General features: G+C 73.3%; 18 protein-coding genes. 15 read left to right on the plus strand and 3 right to left on the minus strand.

What is annotated here, in order from left to right; translation table 11 throughout:
• Positions 1–176 precede the first annotated feature (176 nt).
• Both rho and OG799_RS34535 read left to right on the plus strand, forming a co-directional pair.
• On the plus strand, positions 177–2,228 hold the full coding sequence (rho, locus tag OG799_RS34530) for a transcription termination factor Rho (RefSeq protein ID WP_406041383.1): 2,052 nt from the start codon (positions 177–179) through the stop codon (positions 2,226–2,228).
• 142 nt (positions 2,229–2,370) lie between these two features.
• Positions 2,371–5,856 (plus strand): phosphodiester glycosidase family protein, encoded by a 3,486-nt coding sequence (locus OG799_RS34535; protein WP_406041385.1) that lies wholly within the window; start codon positions 2,371–2,373, stop codon positions 5,854–5,856.
• Positions 5,857–5,953: 97 nt separating this feature from the next.
• Here OG799_RS34535 and OG799_RS34540 read toward each other — a convergent pair whose 3' ends face one another.
• Positions 5,954–6,850, minus strand: coding sequence for an AAA family ATPase (locus OG799_RS34540; protein ID WP_406041387.1), 897 nt, complete (start codon positions 6,848–6,850; stop codon positions 5,954–5,956).
• Positions 6,851–7,116: 266 nt separating this feature from the next.
• On the opposite strand from OG799_RS34540, the gene rpmE reads away from it, so the two are divergent.
• Both rpmE and prfA read left to right on the plus strand, forming a co-directional pair.
• Complete coding sequence (gene rpmE / locus OG799_RS34545; protein WP_406041388.1) at positions 7,117–7,341, plus strand: 50S ribosomal protein L31; 225 nt, start codon at positions 7,117–7,119, stop codon at positions 7,339–7,341.
• Between the two features lie 107 nt (positions 7,342–7,448).
• The gene (prfA, locus tag OG799_RS34550) at positions 7,449–8,537 is read left to right on the plus strand and encodes a peptide chain release factor 1 (protein WP_406041389.1); all 1,089 of its coding nucleotides are present in this window, start codon (positions 7,449–7,451) and stop codon (positions 8,535–8,537) included.
• A 45-nt stretch (positions 8,538–8,582) separates the two neighbouring features.
• On the opposite strand, the gene OG799_RS34555 is transcribed toward prfA, so the two are convergent.
• Complete coding sequence (locus OG799_RS34555) at positions 8,583–10,133, minus strand: diguanylate cyclase (protein WP_406041391.1); 1,551 nt, start codon at positions 10,131–10,133, stop codon at positions 8,583–8,585.
• Between the two features lie 74 nt (positions 10,134–10,207).
• On the opposite strand from OG799_RS34555, the gene prmC reads away from it, so the two are divergent.
• From prmC to OG799_RS34575, 4 genes are all read left to right on the plus strand, one after another.
• Positions 10,208–11,155 carry a peptide chain release factor N(5)-glutamine methyltransferase gene (gene prmC / locus OG799_RS34560; protein ID WP_406041393.1) on the plus strand — a complete coding sequence of 316 codons (948 nt, stop codon included), beginning with the start codon at positions 10,208–10,210 and terminating at the stop codon, positions 11,153–11,155.
• The gene (locus OG799_RS34565; RefSeq protein ID WP_406041395.1) at positions 11,134–11,799 is read left to right on the plus strand and encodes an L-threonylcarbamoyladenylate synthase; all 666 of its coding nucleotides are present in this window, start codon (positions 11,134–11,136) and stop codon (positions 11,797–11,799) included. Before prmC ends, OG799_RS34565 begins: the two co-directional genes overlap by 22 nt.
• Positions 11,800–12,411 (plus strand): phosphotyrosine protein phosphatase, encoded by a 612-nt coding sequence (locus OG799_RS34570; RefSeq protein WP_406041397.1) that lies wholly within the window; start codon positions 11,800–11,802, stop codon positions 12,409–12,411.
• 148 nt (positions 12,412–12,559) lie between these two features.
• On the plus strand, positions 12,560–14,674 hold the full coding sequence (locus OG799_RS34575; protein WP_406041399.1) for a transglycosylase domain-containing protein: 2,115 nt from the start codon (positions 12,560–12,562) through the stop codon (positions 14,672–14,674).
• 117 nt (positions 14,675–14,791) lie between these two features.
• Here the strand turns inward: OG799_RS34575 and OG799_RS34580 are convergent, their stop codons facing one another.
• Positions 14,792–16,258, minus strand: a complete 1,467-nt coding sequence (locus OG799_RS34580) for an SDR family oxidoreductase (protein WP_406041401.1) — start codon at positions 16,256–16,258, stop codon at positions 14,792–14,794.
• A 35-nt stretch (positions 16,259–16,293) separates the two neighbouring features.
• On the opposite strand from OG799_RS34580, the gene glyA reads away from it, so the two are divergent.
• The 7 genes from glyA to OG799_RS34615 all read left to right on the plus strand — a co-directional run bounded on the left by glyA (position 16,294) and on the right by OG799_RS34615 (position 20,917).
• A complete protein-coding gene (gene glyA, locus OG799_RS34585) occupies positions 16,294–17,583 on the plus strand; it encodes a serine hydroxymethyltransferase (protein ID WP_406041403.1) in 1,290 nt (429 codons plus the stop codon).
• Positions 17,576–18,004: a hypothetical protein gene (locus tag OG799_RS34590; RefSeq protein WP_406041405.1), complete on the plus strand. Its 429-nt coding sequence runs from the start codon at positions 17,576–17,578 to the stop codon at positions 18,002–18,004. The genes glyA and OG799_RS34590 overlap by 8 nt, the downstream gene beginning before the upstream one ends.
• 174 nt (positions 18,005–18,178) lie before the next feature.
• Positions 18,179–18,415 carry a hypothetical protein gene (locus OG799_RS34595; RefSeq protein ID WP_406041407.1) on the plus strand — a complete coding sequence of 79 codons (237 nt, stop codon included), beginning with the start codon at positions 18,179–18,181 and terminating at the stop codon, positions 18,413–18,415.
• Between the two features lie 11 nt (positions 18,416–18,426).
• Positions 18,427–19,224 carry a F0F1 ATP synthase subunit A gene (atpB, locus tag OG799_RS34600; protein WP_406041409.1) on the plus strand — a complete coding sequence of 266 codons (798 nt, stop codon included), beginning with the start codon at positions 18,427–18,429 and terminating at the stop codon, positions 19,222–19,224.
• A 68-nt stretch (positions 19,225–19,292) separates the two neighbouring features.
• Complete coding sequence (locus OG799_RS34605) at positions 19,293–19,529, plus strand: ATP synthase F0 subunit C (RefSeq protein WP_357110459.1); 237 nt, start codon at positions 19,293–19,295, stop codon at positions 19,527–19,529.
• A gap of 27 nt (positions 19,530–19,556) precedes the next feature.
• Positions 19,557–20,096: a F0F1 ATP synthase subunit B gene (locus OG799_RS34610; protein WP_406041411.1), complete on the plus strand. Its 540-nt coding sequence runs from the start codon at positions 19,557–19,559 to the stop codon at positions 20,094–20,096.
• Positions 20,096–20,917: a F0F1 ATP synthase subunit delta gene (locus tag OG799_RS34615; RefSeq protein ID WP_406041413.1), complete on the plus strand. Its 822-nt coding sequence runs from the start codon at positions 20,096–20,098 to the stop codon at positions 20,915–20,917. The genes OG799_RS34610 and OG799_RS34615 overlap by 1 nt, the downstream gene beginning before the upstream one ends.
• The last annotated feature ends 51 nt before the right edge of the window (positions 20,918–20,968 follow it).

Below are 20,968 nucleotides of genomic sequence, written 5' to 3' on the forward strand. Positions count from 1 at the left end.
CCACAGGTCGCCGCAGACGGCGAGACCTGCTCACCGACGTTGGTGAGTCGGGAAACCGACCGGCTGCTGTGTCACAAACTCCCGCGACGCGTCAATGCGAGGCGGGTGCACCGAGGCCGCCCGGCCACCTGGTTTTCGATTCCGGGCAGTCCCGGCCTATCGAGGGAAGGAATCCATTGAGCGACACCACCGACGTGACGTCGGATGTTTCCAACGTCGCTGGCGATGCCACCACCGCCGCCCCCACACGCCGTCGGCGCAGCGGTACCGGCCTGTCGGCGATGCTGCTGCCGGAGCTGCAGAGCCTGGCCGCGTCGCTCGGTATCTCCGGTACGGCTCGCATGCGTAAGGGCGAGCTGATCAGCGCGATCACCGAGCGGCAGGGCGGCGCCGCCGCCGGGACCCCTCGACCGCGGGCCGAGGTCGCTGCTGCGGCCGCTGCCGCCCGGGAAGAGGTACGCGCCGAGGTGCTCCCGGAGCGGGCCGACACCGAGCGCCGCGCCGCCGAGCAGGCTCCGGCGGCCCCGGCCGCCGAGGTGACCGAGGGTCGCACCCGGACCCGTCGCGGCCGGGCCGCTGCCACGACCGAGGCGCGCACCGAGGAGGCTCCGGCCGAGACCGGCGAGCGGGCCGAACGCGGCGAGGGCCGTGGCGGTCGCGAGCGCGGCACCGAGCGGGCCGAGCGCGGCGCCGAGCGGGTCGAGCGTGGTGCCGAGCGGACTGAGCGCGGTGCCGAGCGCGCCGCCGAGCGGACCGAGCGTGGTGCCGAGCGTGCCGAGCGGACCGAGCGCGGCGAGCGTGGTGCCGAGCGCGGCGGTGACCGGGCCGAGCGCGGCGAGCGCAACGAGCGGGGTGACCGCAACGACCGTGGCGACCGCAACGACCGTGGCGACCGCAACGACCGTGGCGACCGGGGCGACCGCAACGACCGTGGCCAGCGTGCCGAGCGGGACAACGACTCCGACGACGACGGCGAGGGCGGCGGCCGACGCGGCCGGCGCAGCCGGTTCCGGGACCGTCGGCGCGGGCGGGGTGACCGGCCCGAGGGCGGCGGCGATGGTGGCGGCCGCGAGCCGCAGGTCAGCGAGGACGACGTGCTCGTCCCGGTGGCCGGCATCATCGACGTGCTGGACAACTACGCCTTCGTCCGGACCACCGGCTACCTGGCCGGCCCGAACGACGTCTACGTCTCGATGTCCCAGATCAAGAAGTACGGCCTGCGCCGCGGTGACGCCATCACCGGCGCGGTCCGGGCCGCCCGCGACGGTGGCAGCGACCAGCGTCGCGACAAGTACAACCCGCTGGTCCGGCTCGACACCATCAACGGGATGGAGCCGGAGGAGGCGCGGCGGCGGCCGGAGTTCTACAAGCTGACTCCGCTGTACCCGCAGGAGCGGCTGCGGCTGGAGACCGAGCCGCACATCCTGACCACCCGGGTGATCGACCTGGTCATGCCGATCGGCAAGGGCCAGCGGGCGCTGATCGTCTCGCCGCCGAAGGCGGGTAAGACGATGGTGCTGCAGGCGATCGCGAACGCGATCACCCGCAACAACCCGGAGTGCCACCTGATGGTGGTGCTGGTCGACGAGCGGCCGGAAGAGGTCACCGACATGCAGCGGTCGGTGAAGGGCGAGGTCATCGCGGCCACGTTCGACCGTCCGCCGCAGGACCACACCACGGTGGCGGAGCTGGCGATCGAGCGGGCGAAGCGCCTGGTCGAGCTGGGTCACGACGTCGTCGTGCTGCTCGACTCGGTGACCCGGCTCGGTCGGTCGTACAACCTGGCGGCGCCGGCCTCCGGCCGGATCATGTCGGGTGGTATCGACTCCACCGCGCTCTACCCGCCGAAGCGGTTCCTCGGCGCGGCCCGCAACATCGAGAACGGCGGCTCGCTGACCATCCTCGCCACCGCGCTGGTGGAGACCGGGTCCATGGCGGACACGGTCATCTTCGAGGAGTTCAAGGGCACCGGTAACGCCGAGCTCAAGCTGGACCGGAAGATCGCCGACAAGCGGGTCTTCCCGGCGATCGACATCAACCCCTCCGGCACCCGCAAGGAGGAGGTCCTGCTCGCGCCGGAGGAGCTGGCGATCATCCACAAGCTCCGCAAGGTGCTGCACTCGCTGGACTCGCAGGCGGCGCTCGACCTGCTGCTGGACCGCCTCAAGCAGTCCCGCACCAACATCGAGTTCCTGATGCAGATCGCGAAGTCGACGCCGGGGGAGTGACACCGCCCCGGTAGGACACCGACGAAGGGCACGGCCACCACGGCCGTGCCCTTCGTCGTACCCGGGTTCCCGCGTGAAGTTTTCCTTCGGTTCAGTCGCCGGGTATTGAAACTTCTGTTCAGCGTCGGGTTGACTGTCGTCCATGCGTACCCGCAGACGATCCGCCCGCCTCGCCGGCGTCCTGCTGCTGACGCCGCTGCTCAGCCTTCCCGGACCGGCCCCGGCCGGTCTCGCGGCACCCGCCGGTGACACCCGCACCGCCGCCGAGGACGCCCCCGCCGCCTCCTCCTATCCCGCCTCCTCCGTGGCGCTGGCCGGGGCGGCCGGCGTGGCGGCGGCCACGGCGGACGGCGTCGAGCCGGCCGGTGGCCTGGAGACCGCGAAGACCACCCGCCCGGTCGCTCCCGGGCTCGACCTCACCTCCTTCGACCGGTACGACGCGGAGGGCTGGCTGCGTGCCGACGCGCTCACCGCCGACCTCTCCGGCGGCGTCACCGTCGACTACGTCAATTCCGGCGCGGTGACCCGGGACGAGCCGCTGCGCGCCGCGGTGGACCGCTCCCGGGCGGTCGCCGCCGTCAACGGGGACTTCTTCGACATCAACAACTCGGGTGCCGCCCAGGGCGTCGGCATCCGCTCCGGGGACCTGATCCAGTCGCCGGTCGCCGGGCACCCCAACGCCGCCGCGATCAGCGCCGAAGGGCTGGGCCGGATCATCCAGGTCGGCTTCGAGGGCAGCGCCACGCTGCCGGCCGGGCCGGTCCCGCTGACCCAGTTCAACAACATGGTGCAGCGGGACGGCATCGGCGTGTTCACCCCGCTCTGGGGGTCGTACCCCCGGCAGCGGGCGGTGGCCGGCGCGGCCCGGGCGGTCGAGGTGACGGTGACCGGCGGCCGGGTCGCGGCCGTGGCCACCACGCCCGGTGAGGGGCCGATCCCGGCCGGGACCACCGTGCTGCTCGGCCGGGAGGCCGGCGCGGACGCCCTCGCCGCGCTGCGTCCCGGCGACCCGGTGGACGTGGCCTGGAAGCCGAAGCCGTCCGACGGCGGCAGCCTGCGCGCCGCGGTGGGCGGCGGCAACGTGCTGGTCCGGGACGGGGTGGTGCAGAACATCGCCGACCCGACCCTCGCGCCCCGCACCTCGGTCGGCTTCTCCGCCGACGGACGCAAAATGATCATGCTGACCGTGGACGGCCGGCAGGTCGACAGCCGCGGCGTCACCCAGACCGAGATGGGCCGGATGATGGTCGAGCTCGGCGCGTACACCGCGCTGAACCTCGACGGCGGCGGCTCCTCGACCCTGCTCGCCCGGGAACCGGGCACGGCGGCGGTGCAGGTGGAGAACAGCCCGTCGGACGGCACCGAACGCCCGGTCCCCAACGGCCTGGCCGTCTACGCGCCGCAGGGCAGCGGCCGGCTCACCGGGTACTGGCTGGAGACCGCGAGCGACCCGACCGCCGCGCCCGGGGTCGCCCCGATCCGCGGTGGCCGCCCGGACCGGGTCTTCCCCGGTCTGACCCGCCGGCTCACCGCCGCCGGCTATGACGAGACGTACGGCCCGGCCGCCGGAGCGCCGCAGTGGCGGGCGAACCCGGCCGTGCAGGGCAAGGTGGACGACGACGGCGTCTTCCGGGCCGGCGCGCCCGGCCGCAGCACCGTCACCGCCTGGCGGGACGAAGCCAGCGGCACCCTCGACCTCACCGTGCTCGGGCCGCTGGACCGGATCGACTCCACCGTGGACCGGCTCGGCCTGAACCGGCAGGGCGACACCGGGCTCTTCGGGGTGGTCGGCTACGACGCCGAGGGGAACACCGCGCCGATCGAGCCGGCCGACCTGACGCTGGAGTACGACCGGGACCTGCTCGCGGTCACCCCCACCGCCGACGGCAACCTCTCCGTGAAGGCGCTCGGCGACAGCGGCTCCGCCCTGGTCACCGTCCACGTCGGCAACCGCACCACCGTGCTGCCGATCACCGTCGGCCTGACCGACGTCCCGGTCGCCGGCTTCGACGACGCCGCCTCCTGGAAGTTCAGCCAGGCCCGGGCCAGCGGCTCCGTCGCGCCGGCGGCGGGCCACACCGGCACCGGCCTGAAGCTGTCGTACGACTTCAGCCAGTCCACCGGCACCCGGGCCGCGTACGCCGACCCGCCGGCCTGGATCGAGGTGCCCGGCCAACCGCAGGCGTTCGGCATGTGGATCAAGGGCAATGGCAAGGGGGAGTGGCCCAGCCTGCACCTGCACGACGCCCAGGACACCCAGCACGTGCTGCGCGGCCCCTACATCACCTGGACCGGCTGGAAGTACGTGGAGTTCGCGGTGCCGGCCGGCGTGCAGTACCCGGTCCGGGTCCGCCGGTTCTACGTGGCGGAGACCAACCCGGCCGCGCAGTACACCAGCGAGATCGTGATCGACGATCTGGTGGCGAAGGTGTCCCCCACGGTCCAGGCGCCGCCCGAGGAGCCGCGTACCGACCGGGTGGTGCTCCGCGACGGCACGGTGGACGGCGCCACCTGGCGCTTCGCGGTGCTGTCCGACGCCCAGTTCGTCGCCGCCGACCCGGACAGCGACCTGGTCGCCCAGGCCCGCCGTACGCTCCGCGAGGTCAAGGCGGCGAAGCCGGACTTCCTGATCATCGACGGGGACTTCGTGGACACCGCGTACCCGGCGGACTTCGCGCTGGCGAAGCGGATCCTCGACGAGGAGTTGGGCGGCGAGCTGCCGTTCTACTACGTCCCGGGCAACCACGAGATCATGGGCGCGCCGATCACGAACTTCACGGCCGTCTTCGGCGACACCTCGCGGGCCTTCGACCACGGCGGCACCCGGTTCGTCACCCTGAACACCTCCACCGGCTCACTGCGTGGCAGCGGGTTCGACCAGGTGAAGCTGCTGCGCGACACCCTCGACGCCGCCGCCGCCGACCCGGCCGTCGGCTCGGTCGCGGTGCTGTTCCACCACCCGCCGCGCGACCCCACCCCGGCCAAGGCGAGCCAGCTCGGTGACCGCAAGGAGGCGGCGCTGGTCGAGCAGTGGCTGGCCGACTTCCAGCACCGCACCGGCAAGGGCGCGCTCATGGTCAACGGGCACGTCGGTACCTTCCACGCCGACCGGGTGGACGGGGTGCCGTACGTCATCAACGGCAACTCGGGCAAGAACCCGTCCACCCCGCCGCAGCTCGGCGGCTTCACCGGGTGGACCGAGTTCGGCGTCGACCCGGTGACCCCGCAGGAGGCCGAGCGGGCCCGCCGCGACCCGCTCGCCGAGGGGCCGCGCTGGGTCGACGCAGAGATCCATGCCCACGTCGACCGGCTCGCGCTGGCCGCGCCGGCGAGCGTGGCGGTCGGCGACCCGGCGGCGGTCACCGCGACGCTGACCCAGCCCGGCGGTCGTACCGTGCCGGTGGCGGCTCCGGTCAGCGCCGACTGGTCGGGCTCGCCGAACCTGCTCATCGGCTCCGCCGACGGGGTGAAGCCCTGGCACGTGGCCCGGTTCGACCCGGCCACCGGCCGGCTCACCGCGCTGCGGCCTGGGGCGCAGGTGCTGCTCGCGGTGACCGTCAACGGCGTCCGCGCCGAGGCGACGGTCGTCCTCACGGCGGCGGCACCGGGGGAGGCTCCCGCCGCCTGACGACCGGACCCCCGGGCTCGGGAACGCGCCGTGTCCCGGGGTCCGGCCGCCGCCCGCCGACGGGCTCCTTCCTGGGGAGGAGCCCGTCGGCGCGCCGTCAGAAGTCGCCCTCGGCGACCTGGAACACGGTCAGGTCGAGCGACCGCCACATCCGGACCACCTGCATCCGGTCGTCGAAGACGCCGACCACCCGGTACCGGTCCCTGATCTCCCGCTCGTAGATCTCCTGCTTGACGATCGCGTCCTTGCGCTGGTCGCCGATCGCCCGCAGGTGCAGCGCCAGGTAGGGGACCTTGACGTGCCGGGCCAGCCAGGCCTCCGTGTCGGCCCGCGCCGAGGCGTCCCGGCCCGAGCAGAAGACCACCCCGTGGCCGGCCGCGTGCATCGCCCGCACCGCCGCGATCACCGCCTCGTTCGGCGCGTCCTCACCCACCCGGGTCATGTCGTACGGGCTGCGGGAGACGTTCAGCGCCACCGTGCCGTCGATGTCCACCAGCACGATCGCCGGCGGCTCGGGGTGCGGTGGGTGGACCGTGGCCGGCGGGCCCGTGCGGGCCGTCGGCACCGGCAGCGGTAACGGGCGGTTGGCCAGGTAACGCTCGTGCAGCCGGCGGATCGCCGCCTCGCCGACCCGGTCGACCTCCGGCCGCTCCGCGTCCCGGCGCAGGCACTCCTCCAGCGGCACGTCGGTGAAGTCGTGCACCTCGAACGTCGCGCCGAACCGCTCGGCCAGCTCCGCCCAGTCCCGCAGGGTCCGGGCCCGCAGGTTGGTGTCGTCCACGCAGACGCTCACCCGGGCCGCCAGCAGCGTCTCCACCTGGGCCCGCTGGGCCCTGGTGACCTGCCCCTCGGCCCACTGGGTGAAGAGCCGCTCGCCGTGCATCATCCGGCGCAGGTCGTCCCGGTTGACCCGGACCACGCCGGGCTGGAGCCGCCGGGCGAAGGTGGTCTTGCCGGAGGCCGGTAGGCCCCGCGTCGCGATCAGGCGGAACATGCCGCTCACCCCCGGTTCGTCCGGTCCCGGTCCGCGCCGGGCCCCCACGGTACGACTGGCGAATGCCCACCGGCGGGGCGGGAATGCGTGGGGGTAGGTGAGCGTTGAGCCAGCCGGACCAGTTGTGCGGCCCGCTCGCCGGGTCGGCCGACGCCCATGGCACACTGGTCAATCGGCCACCGGTTCCGGTTCACGCCCGAGCCCGTCGCACGCGACGGGGAGACCGACGGCGACCCGGCGACCACCCACGAAAGGACCGAGGCGACATGAAGCCCAACATCCACCCGGAGTACGTGACCACCGAGGTCAGCTGCTCCTGCGGTAACACCTTCACGACCCGCAGCACCGCCAAGGGCGGCGCCGTGCACGTCGAGACCTGCAGCGCCTGCCACCCGTTCTACACCGGTAAGCAGCGCGTTCTCGACACCGCCGGCCGGGTCGCGAAGTTCCAGCAGAAGTACGCCAAGGTTCAGGCCAAGAAGGCCAAGTAACTTCACCGACGACGCCCGTGTCCGGCTCCGTGCCGGACGCGGGCGTTCGTCCGTTTTCGCCAGTTTCCGCCCACCCGCCCGGTTGTCGTCGAAGGAGCACCCCCAGCATGAGCAGTGAGCGCCTGGCCGCCCTACTCGACGAGTACGCCGAGCTGGAGAAGCGGCTCGCCGACCCGGCCATCCACGCCGACCAGGGCACCGCCCGGCGGGTGGGTCGCCGCTATGCCGAACTGGTCCCGCTGCACAAGGCGGCTGACGAGCTGGAGCAGGCCCGCGCCGACCTGGTCGCCGCCCGCGAGCTGGCGGACGAGGACCCGGCGTTCGCCGCCGAGGCCGAGTCGATCGCGGCCACCCTGCCGGCGCTGGAGGAGCGGCTGGCGGAGCTGCTGATCCCGCGCGACCCGCACGACGCCAAGGACGTGATCGTCGAGATCAAGGCCGGTGAGGGCGGCGAGGAGTCGGCCCTGTTCGCCGGCGACCTGCTGCGGATGTACACCCGGTACGCCGAGCGGCACGGCTGGGTCACCGAGGTGATCGACGCGCAGGATTCCGACCTCGGCGGGGTCAAGGACGTCTCGCTGGCGATCAAGACCAAGGGCGTGCCCGAGGGCGGCAACGGCGTCTGGTCCCGGCTCAAGTGGGAGGGCGGGGTGCACCGGGTGCAGCGCGTCCCGGTCACCGAGTCGCAGGGCCGGATCCACACCAGCGCGGCCGGCGTGCTGGTGCTGCCGGAGGCCGAGGACGTGGACGTCACCATCGACCCGAACGACCTGCGGATCGACGTGTTCCGCTCGTCGGGGCCGGGCGGCCAGTCGGTGAACACCACCGACTCGGCGGTCCGGATCACGCACGTGCCGACCGGGATCGTGGTCTCCTGCCAGAACGAGAAGTCCCAGCTGCAGAACCGGGAGCAGGCCATGCGGATCCTGCGCGCCCGGCTGCTCGCGGCGGCCCAGGAGCAGGCCGACGCGGCCGCCTCGGACGCCCGTAAGGCCCAGGTCCGGACGGTGGACCGCTCGGAGCGGATCCGCACGTACAACTTCCCGCAGAACCGGATCACCGACCACCGGATCGGCTACACCGCGTACAACCTCGACCTGGCCCTCGCCGGCGAGCTCGACGGCGTCCTCGACGCCCTGGCCGAGGCCGACCGCGCCGCCCGCCTGGCCGGCGAAACCGAACTGACCCGCCGCTGACCACCCGCCCGCCGCCCGGCCGCGCCAGCGCGGGGGAGCGCGGAGTCAGGAGGCGCGGAGGCGGGACTTGGCGCGGAGCATTTCGCGGTCGGCCAGCTCGAAGGCGGCGCCGAGAGCGTCCCGCAGGCTCGCGCCGGTGCCGTTGACCTCGGCGAAGCCGATGGTCACCCCGACCGGCGTGCCGGGCACCAGGGACTCCCAGTCCTCGGTGTGGATCGCCGCGTCGATCCGGCGGGCCACCTCGGCGGCCTCCGACATCCCGGCTCCCGCCAGCACCACCACGAACTCGTCGCCGCCGTAGCGGGCGACGAAGTCGCCGCGCCGCATCACCCGGTTGATCACTCCGGCGATCCGCTGGAGGACCAGGTCCCCCGAGTGGTGGCCGTGGCGGGTGTTGACCGCCTTGAAACCGTCCAGGTCGCAGATGCCGATCACCACCCGCTCGCCCCGGGCCACCACCGCACCGATGTACCGCTCGAGGCGGCGCCGGTTGGGCAGCCCGGTCAGCGGGTCGGTGAGCGCCTCGCCCTCGTACCGGGCCGCCTCCCGGCGCATCTCCTCGTGGTCGATCCGGGCGGCGATCCCGTCGATGTAGACGTCGCGCAGCCGGTCGCTGCGCTGCGCCGCCAGCCGGAACGCGTGCCGGTCGGCCTGGTGCGCCGCGGCGTGGTCGCCGGCCCGGGCCAGGGCGATGCTGCGCAGCCGGGCCGGTTCGGCCGCGCCGAGCGTCTCGTCCGAGACCTGGGCAGCCTCCAGCCGGGTCACCGCCTCGATCGGCCGTCCGTCGGCGACGGCCAGGCAGACCTGGCCGAGCTGGCGCATGTCCCGCGCCCGGGCGCTGTCCCCGCCGTGGCCCAGCAGCCGGGCCGGGTCGGCGTCCGTGCCCGACTCCACCCGGTCGCCGAGGGCCGCCCGGCGGGCCGCCGCGTAGCCGTACGCGGCCAGACTGCTCGGCCGCAGGTTGCCGGCCCGCCCGGCGCGCAGGAACCGGTTGAGGTCCCCGGCGACGTCCCGGAGCACCCGCAGGCAGCCGTCGCTGTCCCCGTTGTGGTCCAGCGCGACGGCGTTGCGCAGCCGGATGCCGGGGGCGGCGAAGGTCTCCTCCGGGATGCCGGCGGCCAGCCCGACCTGGCGGGCCCGTTCGATCGCCCCGAGGGCGTGGCCGTGGAAGCTGAGGTAGGAGTAGGCCATCGCCAGGTCGTGCCAGCCCCAGGCGGTGTCCCGGTCCGGGTCGTCGACGGTGCCCAGCCACCGCGAGGCCTTGACCAAGTGGGTGACGCAGCGGTCCAGCGCCCCCTGGTGGTGCGCGGCCAGCGCGGCCAGCGCGTTGAGATGCCCGCGCAGGTACGGCTCGGCCAGGTCGCGGGTGGCGGCGGACGCGTCCTCGATGGCCCGGGTGAACTCCGCCGTCCGACCGAGATTGATCAGCGCGGAGAGGCGCTGGACGAGGGCGTCGGCGCGGGTGTTCGGGTCGCTGGTGGTGCGGATGACCCGGTCGAGGACGGCGCAGGCCTCCGCCGAGCGGCTGGCCTCCTGCAACGCCCGGGCATGCCGGAGGGCGTCAACCTGGTCTTCGACCCGGTCGAGCCAAACCACCCGCGACCTCCCTGTCGGTGTGCGCCCGGACGCACCCGCTCGTGCTGCGACCCGCGACGCTTCATGATTATGTCGTGACCTCTCTCCCGCAACACCCGTCCGAAGGGACAGAACGCGAGCGGCCCTCGTTGGCGATAGCCCGGGCCGCCCGCGCGCTGGCCGAGGCGGGGGTCGAGGCGCCCCGGGCGGAGGCCGAGCTGCTGGCCGCGTACGTGCTGGGCGTGCCCCGGGGCCGGCTGGCCCTGGCCGACGGGTTCGGCGCCGACGACCTCGACCGTTTCGAGGCGTTGGTTGGCCGGCGGGTCGCCCGGGAGCCGTTGCAGCACCTGACCGGCGTCGCCGGCTTCCGGCACCTGGAGCTGGCGGTCGGCCCGGGCGTGTTCGTGCCCCGGCCGGAGACCGAACTGCTCGCCGGCTGGGGGATCGAGCAGGGGCGACGCCACCCCGCGCCGCTGGTGGTGGACCTGTGCAGCGGTTCCGGCGCGATCGCCCTCTCCGTCGGCCAGGAACTGCCGGACGCCCGGGTGGTGGCGGTGGAGCGGTCGCCGGCGGCGCTGGCGTGGCTGCGGCGCAACGCCGCGGACCGGGCCGCCGCGGGGGACCCCCCGATCGAGGTGGTGGCCGCCGACGTGACCGACCCGGAGTTGTTGGCTGAGCTGGTCGGCCGGGTCGACGTGCTGCTCTGCAACCCGCCGTACGTGCCCCGGTCGGTGGCGGTGCCGCCGGAGGTGGCCGGACACGATCCGGACGAGGCGGTCTTCGGCGGGGCGGACGGGCTGGCGGTGATCCGGCCGGTGATCGGCCGCGCCGCCGAGCTGCTGCGCCCCGGCGGGGTGCTCGGCGTCGAGCACGACGACACGCACGGCGCGGCGGTGCCGGACCTGCTCGCCAGGGACGGCCGGTTCACCGCCGTGGCGGAGCACCGGGACCTGGTCGGCCGGCCCCGGTTCGCCACCGCGTCCCGGCGGGCGGACGGCCAGCACGCCGCCGGCGGCCCGGCGTGGCAGACTGGCTCCTCGTGATGCTCTACGACTGTCGGTCGCCCGCCGACCGGGACCGCGGCATCGCCGCTGCCATCGAGGCGGTCAAGAACGGTGAACTCGTCGTCCTGCCGACCGACACGGTCTACGGGATCGGCGCGGACGCCTTCACCCCGTACGCGGTGAAGGCGCTCGCGGACGCCAAGGGCGGCTCGCGGCAGGCGCCGCCGGTGCTGATCGGGTCGCGGCACACCCTCGACGGCCTGGTGTTCTCGCTGCCCCGTTCGGCGCGCGAGCTGGTCGAGGCGTTCTGGCCGGGCGCGCTGACCATCGTGGTGGAGCACTCGCCGAGCCTGGCCTGGGATCTCGGTGACTCCAGCGGCACGGTGGCGGTGCGGATGCCGCTGCACCCGGTGGCCCTTGAGGTACTGCGGGAGACCGGCCCGATGGCGGTGGCATCGGCCAACAAGGTCGGCCAGCCGGCCGCGGTGACCGCCGAGGAGGCCCGGGACCAGCTCGGCTATTCGGTGCGCGCCTACCTGGAGGCCGGGCCCGCCCCGGACCCGGTGCCGAGCACCATCGTCGACCTCACCGGCGAGGTGCCCCGGGTGCTGCGCCAGGGCGCGGTGCCGTTGGAGAAGTTGCGCGACGTGGTGCCGGAGATCCTCGACGAGCGGGGGGTCTGAGTGCCGCCGTTCACCGTCCTGCACGTGTGCATGGGCAACATCTGCCGTTCGCCGATGGCCGAACGGCTGCTGGTGCTCGCGGTGCGGGAGCGGCTGGGCCGGCTCGGGGCCGACCCGACCCGCTCGGACGAGCTGCTGCACAGCCACAGCGCCGGCACCGGGGGCTGGCACGCGGGCGAGGAGATGAATCCGCCGGCGGCCCGGCAGGTGGTGTCGCGCGGCGGTGACGTGGACGGGTTCGCCGCCCGCAAGCTCCGGTCGGATCTGATCGACGCGGCGGACCTGGTCCTGACCGCCACCGTCGACCAGCAGGAGTACGTGGTGGCACTGCGCCCGGACGCGGCGGCGCGCACCTTCGTGCTGGGCGAGTTCGGTCGGCTGCTGGCCGCCGTGGACGCCGCCGGGCTGCCCCCGATGGAGGCCACCCCGGATGCCGTGTACGCCCGCGGGGTGGCCCTGGTGGCCGCCGCGGACGCGGCCCGGCAGGGGGCCGCCGCGCTGCCCGCGGACGACCTCGACGACCCGTGGGGTCGTGGCGACCAGTGCTTCAGCCGGGTCGCCGACGAGATCGAGGAGACGGTTCACCCGCTGGCCGCCGCGCTGCTGCCCTGAGCCCTTCCGCCCCTGACGTTGGGGTTTCTGTCCACCTTCATCCTTCTCCGCGAAATTTCTGCGTGTTTCGGGGGAAGAAGGCGGTGTGACCGTCGTTTCCGGCATCCTGAACGGGTCCGAACGTGGCCGGCTCCTGCGGGGAGAGCTGATGAACCGGGCCCATCTCGACAAGTTGTTCACCGTCGCGCTCGCCGGCGTGCTCGCCGGGCTGGCCCTGGCGGCGGCCGCGCTGCCGCTGGCGCTGGTGTTCGGGCTCGGCTTCAAGGGTCTGATGCCCTACTCGGAGCTGCCCGAGTCGCTGCGGACGCCGCAGCCGGCGCAGCGGTCCAACCTCTACGCCAACGACGGCCACACCCTGATCACCTCCTTCTACGTCGAGGACCGGGTGGACGTGCCGGTGAGCGAGGTGGCCCCGGTGATGCGGCAGGCCATCGTGGCCGCCGAGGACGTCCGGTTCTACCAGCACCACGGGGTCGACGTCCGCGGCGTGGTCCGGGCCTTCACCGTCAACCAACGCGACGGCGCGACCCGGCAGGGCGCCTCCACGCTGACCATGCAGTACGTCCGCAACGCGCTGGCCAGCGACCCGCGGTTGACCAAGGAGCAGCGGGCCCGGGCCACCGAGGTCACCGCCGGCCGCAAGATCCGGGAGATGCGGTACGCGCTGTCCCTGGAGCGGGAGCTCGACAAGGACCAGATCCTCAGCCGCTACCTGAACATCGCCTACTTCGGGGCCGGCGCGTACGGCATCGCGGCGGCCAGCAAGCGCTACTTCTCCACCGAGCCGGCGAAGCTGACCCTGGCCCAGGCGGCGCTGCTCGCCGGCCTGGTCCGCTCACCCGACAGCGACGACCCGATCAACGGCGACGCCGACGCGGCGCTGCGCCGCCGGGCGTACGTGCTGGACCGGATGGCGGAGACCGGCCAGGTCGCCGCCGCCGACGCCGCCCGGGCCAAGGACGAACAGCTCAGGCTGCGACCCAGCGCGACGCCGAACGACTGCGCCGCCGTGCCCGCCGAGCACATCGACTGGGGCTTCTTCTGCGACTGGTTCACCCAGTGGTGGAAGGCGCAGCCGGCCTTCGGTGCCTCCGCCGACGAGCGGCAGCGGACGCTGCGCCGCGGCGGCTTCAGGATCGTCTCCTCGCTCGACCCGGACGTGCAGCGCAAGGCCACCGAGCAGGTGCTGAGCATCTACGCCGCCAGCAACAAGCGGGCCGCGCCGACCGCGGTGGTCCAGCCGGGCAGCGGCCGGGTGCTGGCCATGGCGGTGAACCGGAACTTCAGCGTGGCGGCCAACCCGTCCGGCCAGCGGAACTACCCGAACACCGTCAACCAGCTCGTCGCCGGCGGCGGGGGCATCGTCGGCTACCAGGCCGGCTCGACGTTCAAGCTGTTCGCCCTGCTGGCCGCCCTGGAGTCGGGGCTGCCGCTGGCCACCACCTTCGACGCGCCGTCCCGGATCGTCACCGACTACTCGGTCGACGGCGGCTCGGCCAGCTGCGGCGGTTACTGGTGCCCGACCAACGCCAACCCGGAGTGGATGGACGGCAACCGCACCATGTGGAGCGCCTTCGGCCGCTCGGTGAACACCTACTTCGCCTGGCTGACCGAGAAGGTGGGCGCGGCCCGGGTGGTGGAGATGGCGCAGCGGCTCGGCATCGTGCTGCGCGCCAAGGATGACGCCGCGCTGGCCCGCTACGGCGCGAAGAGCTGGGGGCCGTTCACCCTCGGCGTCGCCGCCACCACCCCGCTGGACCTGGCCAACGCGTACGCCACGGTGGCGGCCGAGGGAACCTGGTGCGCCCCGACGCCGGTCACCTCGATCAGCGACAGCGCCGGCCGGAAGGTGGCCGCCGGGGATCCGGACTGCCGGCAGGTGATCGACACCGAGGTGGCCCGGGCGGCGGCGGACGCATCCCGCTGCCCGGTCGGCGACCAGTCGATGTACCGGCGCTGCGACGGCGGCACCGCCGAGGAGCTCCAGCCCGGGCTGCGCCGGCCGCTGGCCGGCAAGACCGGCAGCTCGGACCGGAACGCCACGGAGACGGTGGTGGCCTTCACCCCGCAGCTCGCGGTGGCCACTATCGCCGCCAACCCGGACGACCCCAGGGACGCGGTCGGCGGCGGCGTCCAGGCCCGGCAGATCGCCGCGGTGGGCAACCTCCTCGCGTACGCCCTCCGCAACCAGCCGATCCTCGACTTCGTCCCCCCCAACCAGACCACCGCCTACCGCGTGACCGCCCCCCGCACCGGCAACTGACCCCCCGCCCCGCTGATCTTGCACTTTGCGCCCTGGCGAAAGGGGCGTAAGCCGCAGAACAGCGACCCCAAGTGCGAGATCGCGAGAAAGGGAGCGCGGGAGGGCTGGGGGGCGGGGTCAGGGGGTGAGGTGTTCGGCGCCGCGGGCGATGTTGCGGGCCATGCCGCCGAAGACGATGGCGTGGAACGGGGCGACCGAGGCCCAGTACGCGTGCCCGGGCAGGCCGCGGGGGAGGAAGACGGCGCGCTGGACGTAGCGGCTGCGGCCGTCGCCGGCCGGCTCGGCGCGCATCTCCAGCCAGGCGCGGCCGGGCAGCCGCATCTCGGCGCGCAACCGCAGCAGCTCACCGGGGACGATCTCCTCGACCCGCCAGAAGTCCAGCGCCTCGCCGACCTGGAGGCGGTGCGGGTCGCGCCGGCCCCGGCGCAGCCCCACCCCGCCGATCAGCCGGTCCAGCCAGCCGCGCACCGACCAGGCCAGCGGGAACGAGTACCAGCCGTGTTCGCCGCCGACCCCCTCGATGACCCGCCACAGCGCGCCGGTCGGGGCGCTCACCGCCCGCTCGCGGACGTCGGTGTAGACCGTGCCGCCGGACCACTCCGGATCGGTGGGCAGCGGCTCGGCGGGCGCGTCCGGCCCGCTCGCGTTCGACCAGCGGGTCTCCACCTCGGCGTCCCGCACCTTGGCCAGAGCCAGGGCGACCGCCTCGTCGAAGCCGGTCAGCCCGCCGGGCGGGTCGGGGACGTACCGGGCGATGTCGTGTTCGTGGGCGACCGCCTCGTGGACCAGGCTCTCCACCAGCGGCCGCGCGATGGCGTTCGGCACCGGGGTGATCAGGCCGACCCAGTGCGAGGAGAGCGACGGCGTCAGCGGCCGCACCGGCACGATGAGCCGGCGGCGCAGCCCGGCCACCCGGGCGTACCGCTGCATCATCTCCTGGAAGGTCAGCACGTCCGGGCCGCCGATGTCGAAGGCCCGGTTCACCTCGGGCGGCAGCTCCGCGCAGCCGACCAGGTAGCGCAGCACGTCGCGGACGGCGATCGGCTGGATCCGGTTGCGCACCCAGCGCGGGGTGACCATCGCGGGCAGCCGCTCGGTCAGGTACCGCAGCATCTCGAACGAAGCGGAGCCGGACCCGATGATGACCGCGGCCCGGAGCACCGCCGCGGGCACCCCGCTGGCCAGCAGGATCCGCCCCACCTCGGCCCGGGACCGCAGGTGTGGCGACGGGACCTCCTGGTCCGCGGCGGGTTCCGGCCCGCCCAGGTAGACGATCCGCCGTACGCCGGCCGCGCGGGCCGCCTCCGCGAAGTTCGTCGCCGCCTCCCGGTCGGCGGCCTCGAAACCGGCCTGGCCGAGCGAGTGCACCAGGTAGTACGCCATGTCCACGCCGTCGAACGCGGCCGGCAGCGTCTCCGGCCGGCGCAGGTCCCCCTCGGCGATCTCGGTCCGGGACGCCCACGGCACGTCGCGCAGCCGGCCGGCCTTGCGGGCCAGGCAGCGTACGGTGTGCCCCTCCGCCAGCAGCCGGGGCGCGAGGCGCCCGCCGAGGTAACCCGTGGCTCCGGTGACGAGGCATCGCACGACTCCCAGTGTGCGGCCCCATAGACTCCTTCGCTGTGGACAATGCGAGGGACACCTTCTGGGGGCCGGACTTCCAGCAGCTCAGTGCCGTCGACCCGGAGATCGCCGGGGTGGTGCTGGGTGAGCTGGAGCGGCTGCGTGGGGGCCTGCAGCTGATCGCGAGCGAGAACCTGACGTCTCCAGCGGTGCTCGCCGCGCTCGGCTCGACGCTGACCAACAAGTACGCCGAGGGCTACCCGGGCCGGCGCTACTACGGCGGCTGCGCCGAGGTGGACCGGGCCGAGGAGATCGGCATCGCCCGGGCGAAGGAGCTCTTCGGCGCGGAGCACGCCAATCTCCAGCCGCACTCCGGCGCCAGCGCCAACCTGGCCGCGTACGCGGCGCTGGTGCAGCCGGGAGACACCGTGCTGGCGATGGGCCTGCCGCACGGCGGGCACCTGACCCACGGCAGCCGGGTGAACTTCTCCGGCAAGTGGTTCCACACCGTCGGCTACAGCGTCCGGCCGGACACCGAGCTGATCGACTACGACGAGGTGCGCGACCTCGCCCGGGCGCACCGCCCGAAGGTGATCATCTGTGGGGCCACCGCCTACCCCCGGCTGATCGACTTCGCCCGGTTCCGGGAGATCGCCGACGAGGTCGACGCGTACCTGATGGTGGACGCGGCGCACTTCATCGGCCTGGTCGCCGGGCGGGCCGTCCCGTCGCCGGTGCCGTACGCCGACGTCGTCTGCGCCACCACCCACAAGGTGCTGCGCGGCCCGCGCGGCGGCATGATCCTCTGCCGGGAGTCGCTGGCGCCCCGGATCGACAAGGCGGTCTTCCCGTTCACCCAGGGTGGCCCGCTGATGCACGCCGTCGCGGCCAAGGCCGTCGCGCTGCGCGAGGCCGCCCAGCCCGAGTTCCGGGCGTACGCCTCCCAGGTGGTGAGCAACGCCCAGGCGCTCGCCGCCGGCCTGGCCGCCGAGGGGATGCGCCCGGTCTCCGGCGGCACCGACACCCACCTCGCCCTGATCGACCTGCACGAGGTCGGGGTGACCGGCGCCGCGGCGGAGGCCCGCTGCGACGCCGCGGCGGTCACCCTGAACAAGAACGCCATCCCGTACGACCCGCAGCCGCCGATGGTCGCCTCGGGCATCCGGGTGGGTACGCCGAGCGTCACCACCCAGGGCATGCGCGAGGGGGAGATGCGGCAGGTGGCCGCGCTGATCGCCCGGGCCGTACGCACCGACCCGGCCGGTCCGGGCGGCGCCGACGAGCTGACCCGGATCGCCGCCGACGTGGCCGATCTGGTCGCCGCCTTCCCGGCGTACCCCCGTGGCTGAGCCCGGGGTCCGCGCGGCGGACGCGGCCGCGGACCGCGGCTGGCGGTTGCGCCACCTGCCGGTGCTGGTGATCACCTCGGCGGTGCTGGGCGCCCTCGCGGCGGTGGTCGGCGGAGTGACCGGCGGGGCGGACGCGGCGCTGGGCGCGGCCGCCGGGGTGGCCGTCACTGCGGTCAGCTACACCGTCACCACGGTCGTGCTGGCCTGGGCCGACGCCCGCGACCCAAAGCTCGTGCTGCCGTTCGGGCTGGGTCTCTACGCGGCGAAGTTCACCCTGCTGGGGGCGGTGATGATCGGGGTGGCGTCGACCGGCTGGTCGGGGCTGATCCCGCTCTGCCTGGGCATCGCAGCCGGCGTGGCGGTCTGGACCGGCGTGCACATCTGGTGGCTGACCACGGTGCACGCCCGCCGCGTCCACTGAGGCGTCCCACCCTTCGGACGGCGCGCCGAAGTGTCCGCGATCGGTCATTCTCTCAGTGGCGGGAGGGGAGTAGCGTGCCTCCAGACGACTTCGCCCGCCCGTGTCCCACACAACAAGGTTGTGCGGGGGGTGAGGCACAGCCTCGTCCACTCGACTGATATCGTTCGCCCCGTCATGGCCGGTGACCAGAAACCCCCCAGCACTGGCGGTTCCGACGACGTTCCGTCCGGTGCCGGCCAGGGTTGGACCGCGCTCAGCTACCTCATCGGGGGCATGCTCGTGTGGGGTTTCATCGGCTGGGTGGTCGACCAGTGGCTCGACTCCGGTGGCATCGCCACCGGCATCGGCGTCGTGCTCGGCATGGCCGGGGGGATCGTCCTGGTCGTCCGCCGACTCGGCACGCCTACTTAGGAAGGGACGCGGTGTTCGGACAGGCGAACGTCCTGGCAGCGGGCCAGGCGGAATTCCCACCCAGCGTGGAGGACTTCTACCTGCCCAGCATCCTGCCCTGGGGTGCGCACGACTCGTACTGGTTCACCAAGATCACTGCGATGGTCTGGGTCGCCGTCGGCGTCCTGATCATCTTCTTCCTGGCCAGCTACCGTAAGCCGCAGCTGGTGCCGACGAAGAAGCAGTGGTTCGCCGAGTCGATCTACGGTTTCGTGCGAAACAACATCGCGGTCGACATGATCGGGCACGCGGGGGTGCGGTTCGCGCCGTACTTCACCACGCTGTTCTGCTTCGTCCTGCTGACGAACGCGTTCGCGATCATCCCGTTCTTCCAGATCTCGCCGAACTCGCACATCGCCTTCCCGGCCTTCCTCGCCGTGATCAGCTACGTGCTGTTCAACTACATCGGCATCCGGCACCACGGCTTCGTGAAGTACTTCAAGAACTCTCTGATCCCGCCGGCGCCCTGGTACATCCTGCCGCTGCTGATCCCGATCGAGTTCTTCTCGACTTTCCTGGTCCGGCCGTTCTCGCTGGCCGTCCGTCTCTTCGCGAACATGTTCGCCGGCCACATGCTTCTGCTGGTCTTCACGCTCGGCGGCTTCGCGATGCTCAGCGCCAACGCCTGGCTTGCTCCGGTCTCGGTGCTCTCGTGGGTGATGACCATCGCGCTCACCTTCCTCGAATTCCTGGTGATCGTCCTGCAGGCGTACGTCTTCACGGTGTTGACCGCCAGCTACGTGCAGGGCGCGCTCGCCGAAGAGCACTGATCCACTTCGCACCAACCCGTTGTCGTCCCGCGTGACCGTCACGCGTGATACCCAGGAGGAACCAACCAATGGACGTTCTCGCCGCGGTTTCCGGCAGCACCGCCGCCATCGGCTACGGCCTCGCCGCCATCGGTCCCGGTATCGGCGTCGGCCTGGTCTTCGCCGCCTACATCCAGTCGACCGCCCGGCAGCCGGAGTCGTCCCGGATGACCCTGCCGTACGTCTGGATCGGCTTCGCCGTCATCGAGGCGCTCGCGCTGCTGGGCATCGCGTTCGGCTTCATCTGGCAGGGCACGCTCTCTTAATTCCGCCCCTCGACCGGGAGGTCACCCATGTTCTTCCTCGCCGCTGAGGGTGGTGCAGCGACCCACAACCCGATCATCCCTGCCTGGCAGGAGATCGTGGTCGGCGGGATCGCCTTCATCCTGCTCTGCTTCGTGCTGATGAAGTTCGTCTTCCCCCGCATGGAGCAGACGTTCCAGGCTCGGGTCGACGCGATCGAGGGCGGCATCAAGCGCGCCGAGGCCGCCCAGGCCGAGGCCAACCAGCTGCTCGAGCAGTACCGGGCGCAGCTCGCCGAGGCCCGTACCGACGCCGCCAAGATCCGGGACGACGCCCGGGCCGACTCCGAGGGCATCCGTCAGGACATCCTCGCCAAGGCGCGGGAGGAGTCCGACCGGATCATCGCGGCCGGCAAGGAGCAGCTCGCCGCCGAGCGGGCCACCATCGTGCGCGAGCTGCGCACCGAGGTCGGCACCATCGCGGTGGACCTGGCCAGCAAGATCGTCGGTGAGTCGCTGGCCGACGAGGCGCGGCGCAAGGGCACCGTGGACCGGTTCCTGAGCGGTCTCGAGAGCGCGGGGGCCCGCTGATGCAGGCCGCCAGCCGGGAGTCGTACAAGGTCGCGGCCGAGCGGCTCGACGCGTACGTCCGCGGCGCGGAGCCGTCGGCGGTGGCCACCACCGCCGACGACATCCTCTCCGTCGCCGACCTGCTGCGGCGCGAGCCGCGGCTGCGCCGGGCGCTCTCCGACCCGGCCCGCTCCGGTGCCGACCGCTCCGGTCTGCTCGGCGAGATGCTGCGGGGCAAAATCGGTGCCGAGTCGCTGGACCTGCTCGCCTCGCTGGTCTCCGGCCGCTGGTCGGCGCCGTCGGAACTGCTCGACGGCGTCGAGCGGCTCGGCGTCGAGGCGCTGCTGGCCAGCGCCGACAAAGCCGGCGATCTCGGTGAGGTCGAGGACGAGCTGTTCCGCTTCGGCCAGGTCGTCGCCGGTCAGTCGGCGCTGTCCAACGCGCTCGCCGACCCGATCGCGCCGGTCGGGCAGCGGGCCGCGCTGGCCCGGGAGCTGCTCGCCGGCAAGGCCCGGCCGATCACCGTCCGCCTCGTCGAGGCGGCGCTCGGCGGGTTCGGGGGACGCTCCTTCACCGGGGCGCTCACCCGGCTGGTCGAGCTGGCCGCCGACCGGCGGGACCGCCAGGTCGCGTACGTGACCGTGGCCGCCCCGCTGAGTGACGAGGAGGAGCGACGCCTCGGTGCCCGCCTCTCCGAGATGTACGGTCGAGAGGTTTCCGTCAAGCAGACGGTCGACCCCGAGGTGCTCGGTGGGGTGAGCGTGCGGGTCGGTTCCGACCTGTACGACGGCACCGTCCTGCGCCGCCTCAACGAGACCCGCAACGCGCTCGCGAAGCGCTGACCAGCGTCTCCGCAGCCCTGATTCGACGCCATCGGACCGGTCGGTACTAGG

Source organism: Micromonospora sp. NBC_00898 (genome assembly GCF_045207895.1).
Classification (GTDB): Bacteria; Actinomycetota; Actinomycetes; order Mycobacteriales; family Micromonosporaceae; genus Micromonospora.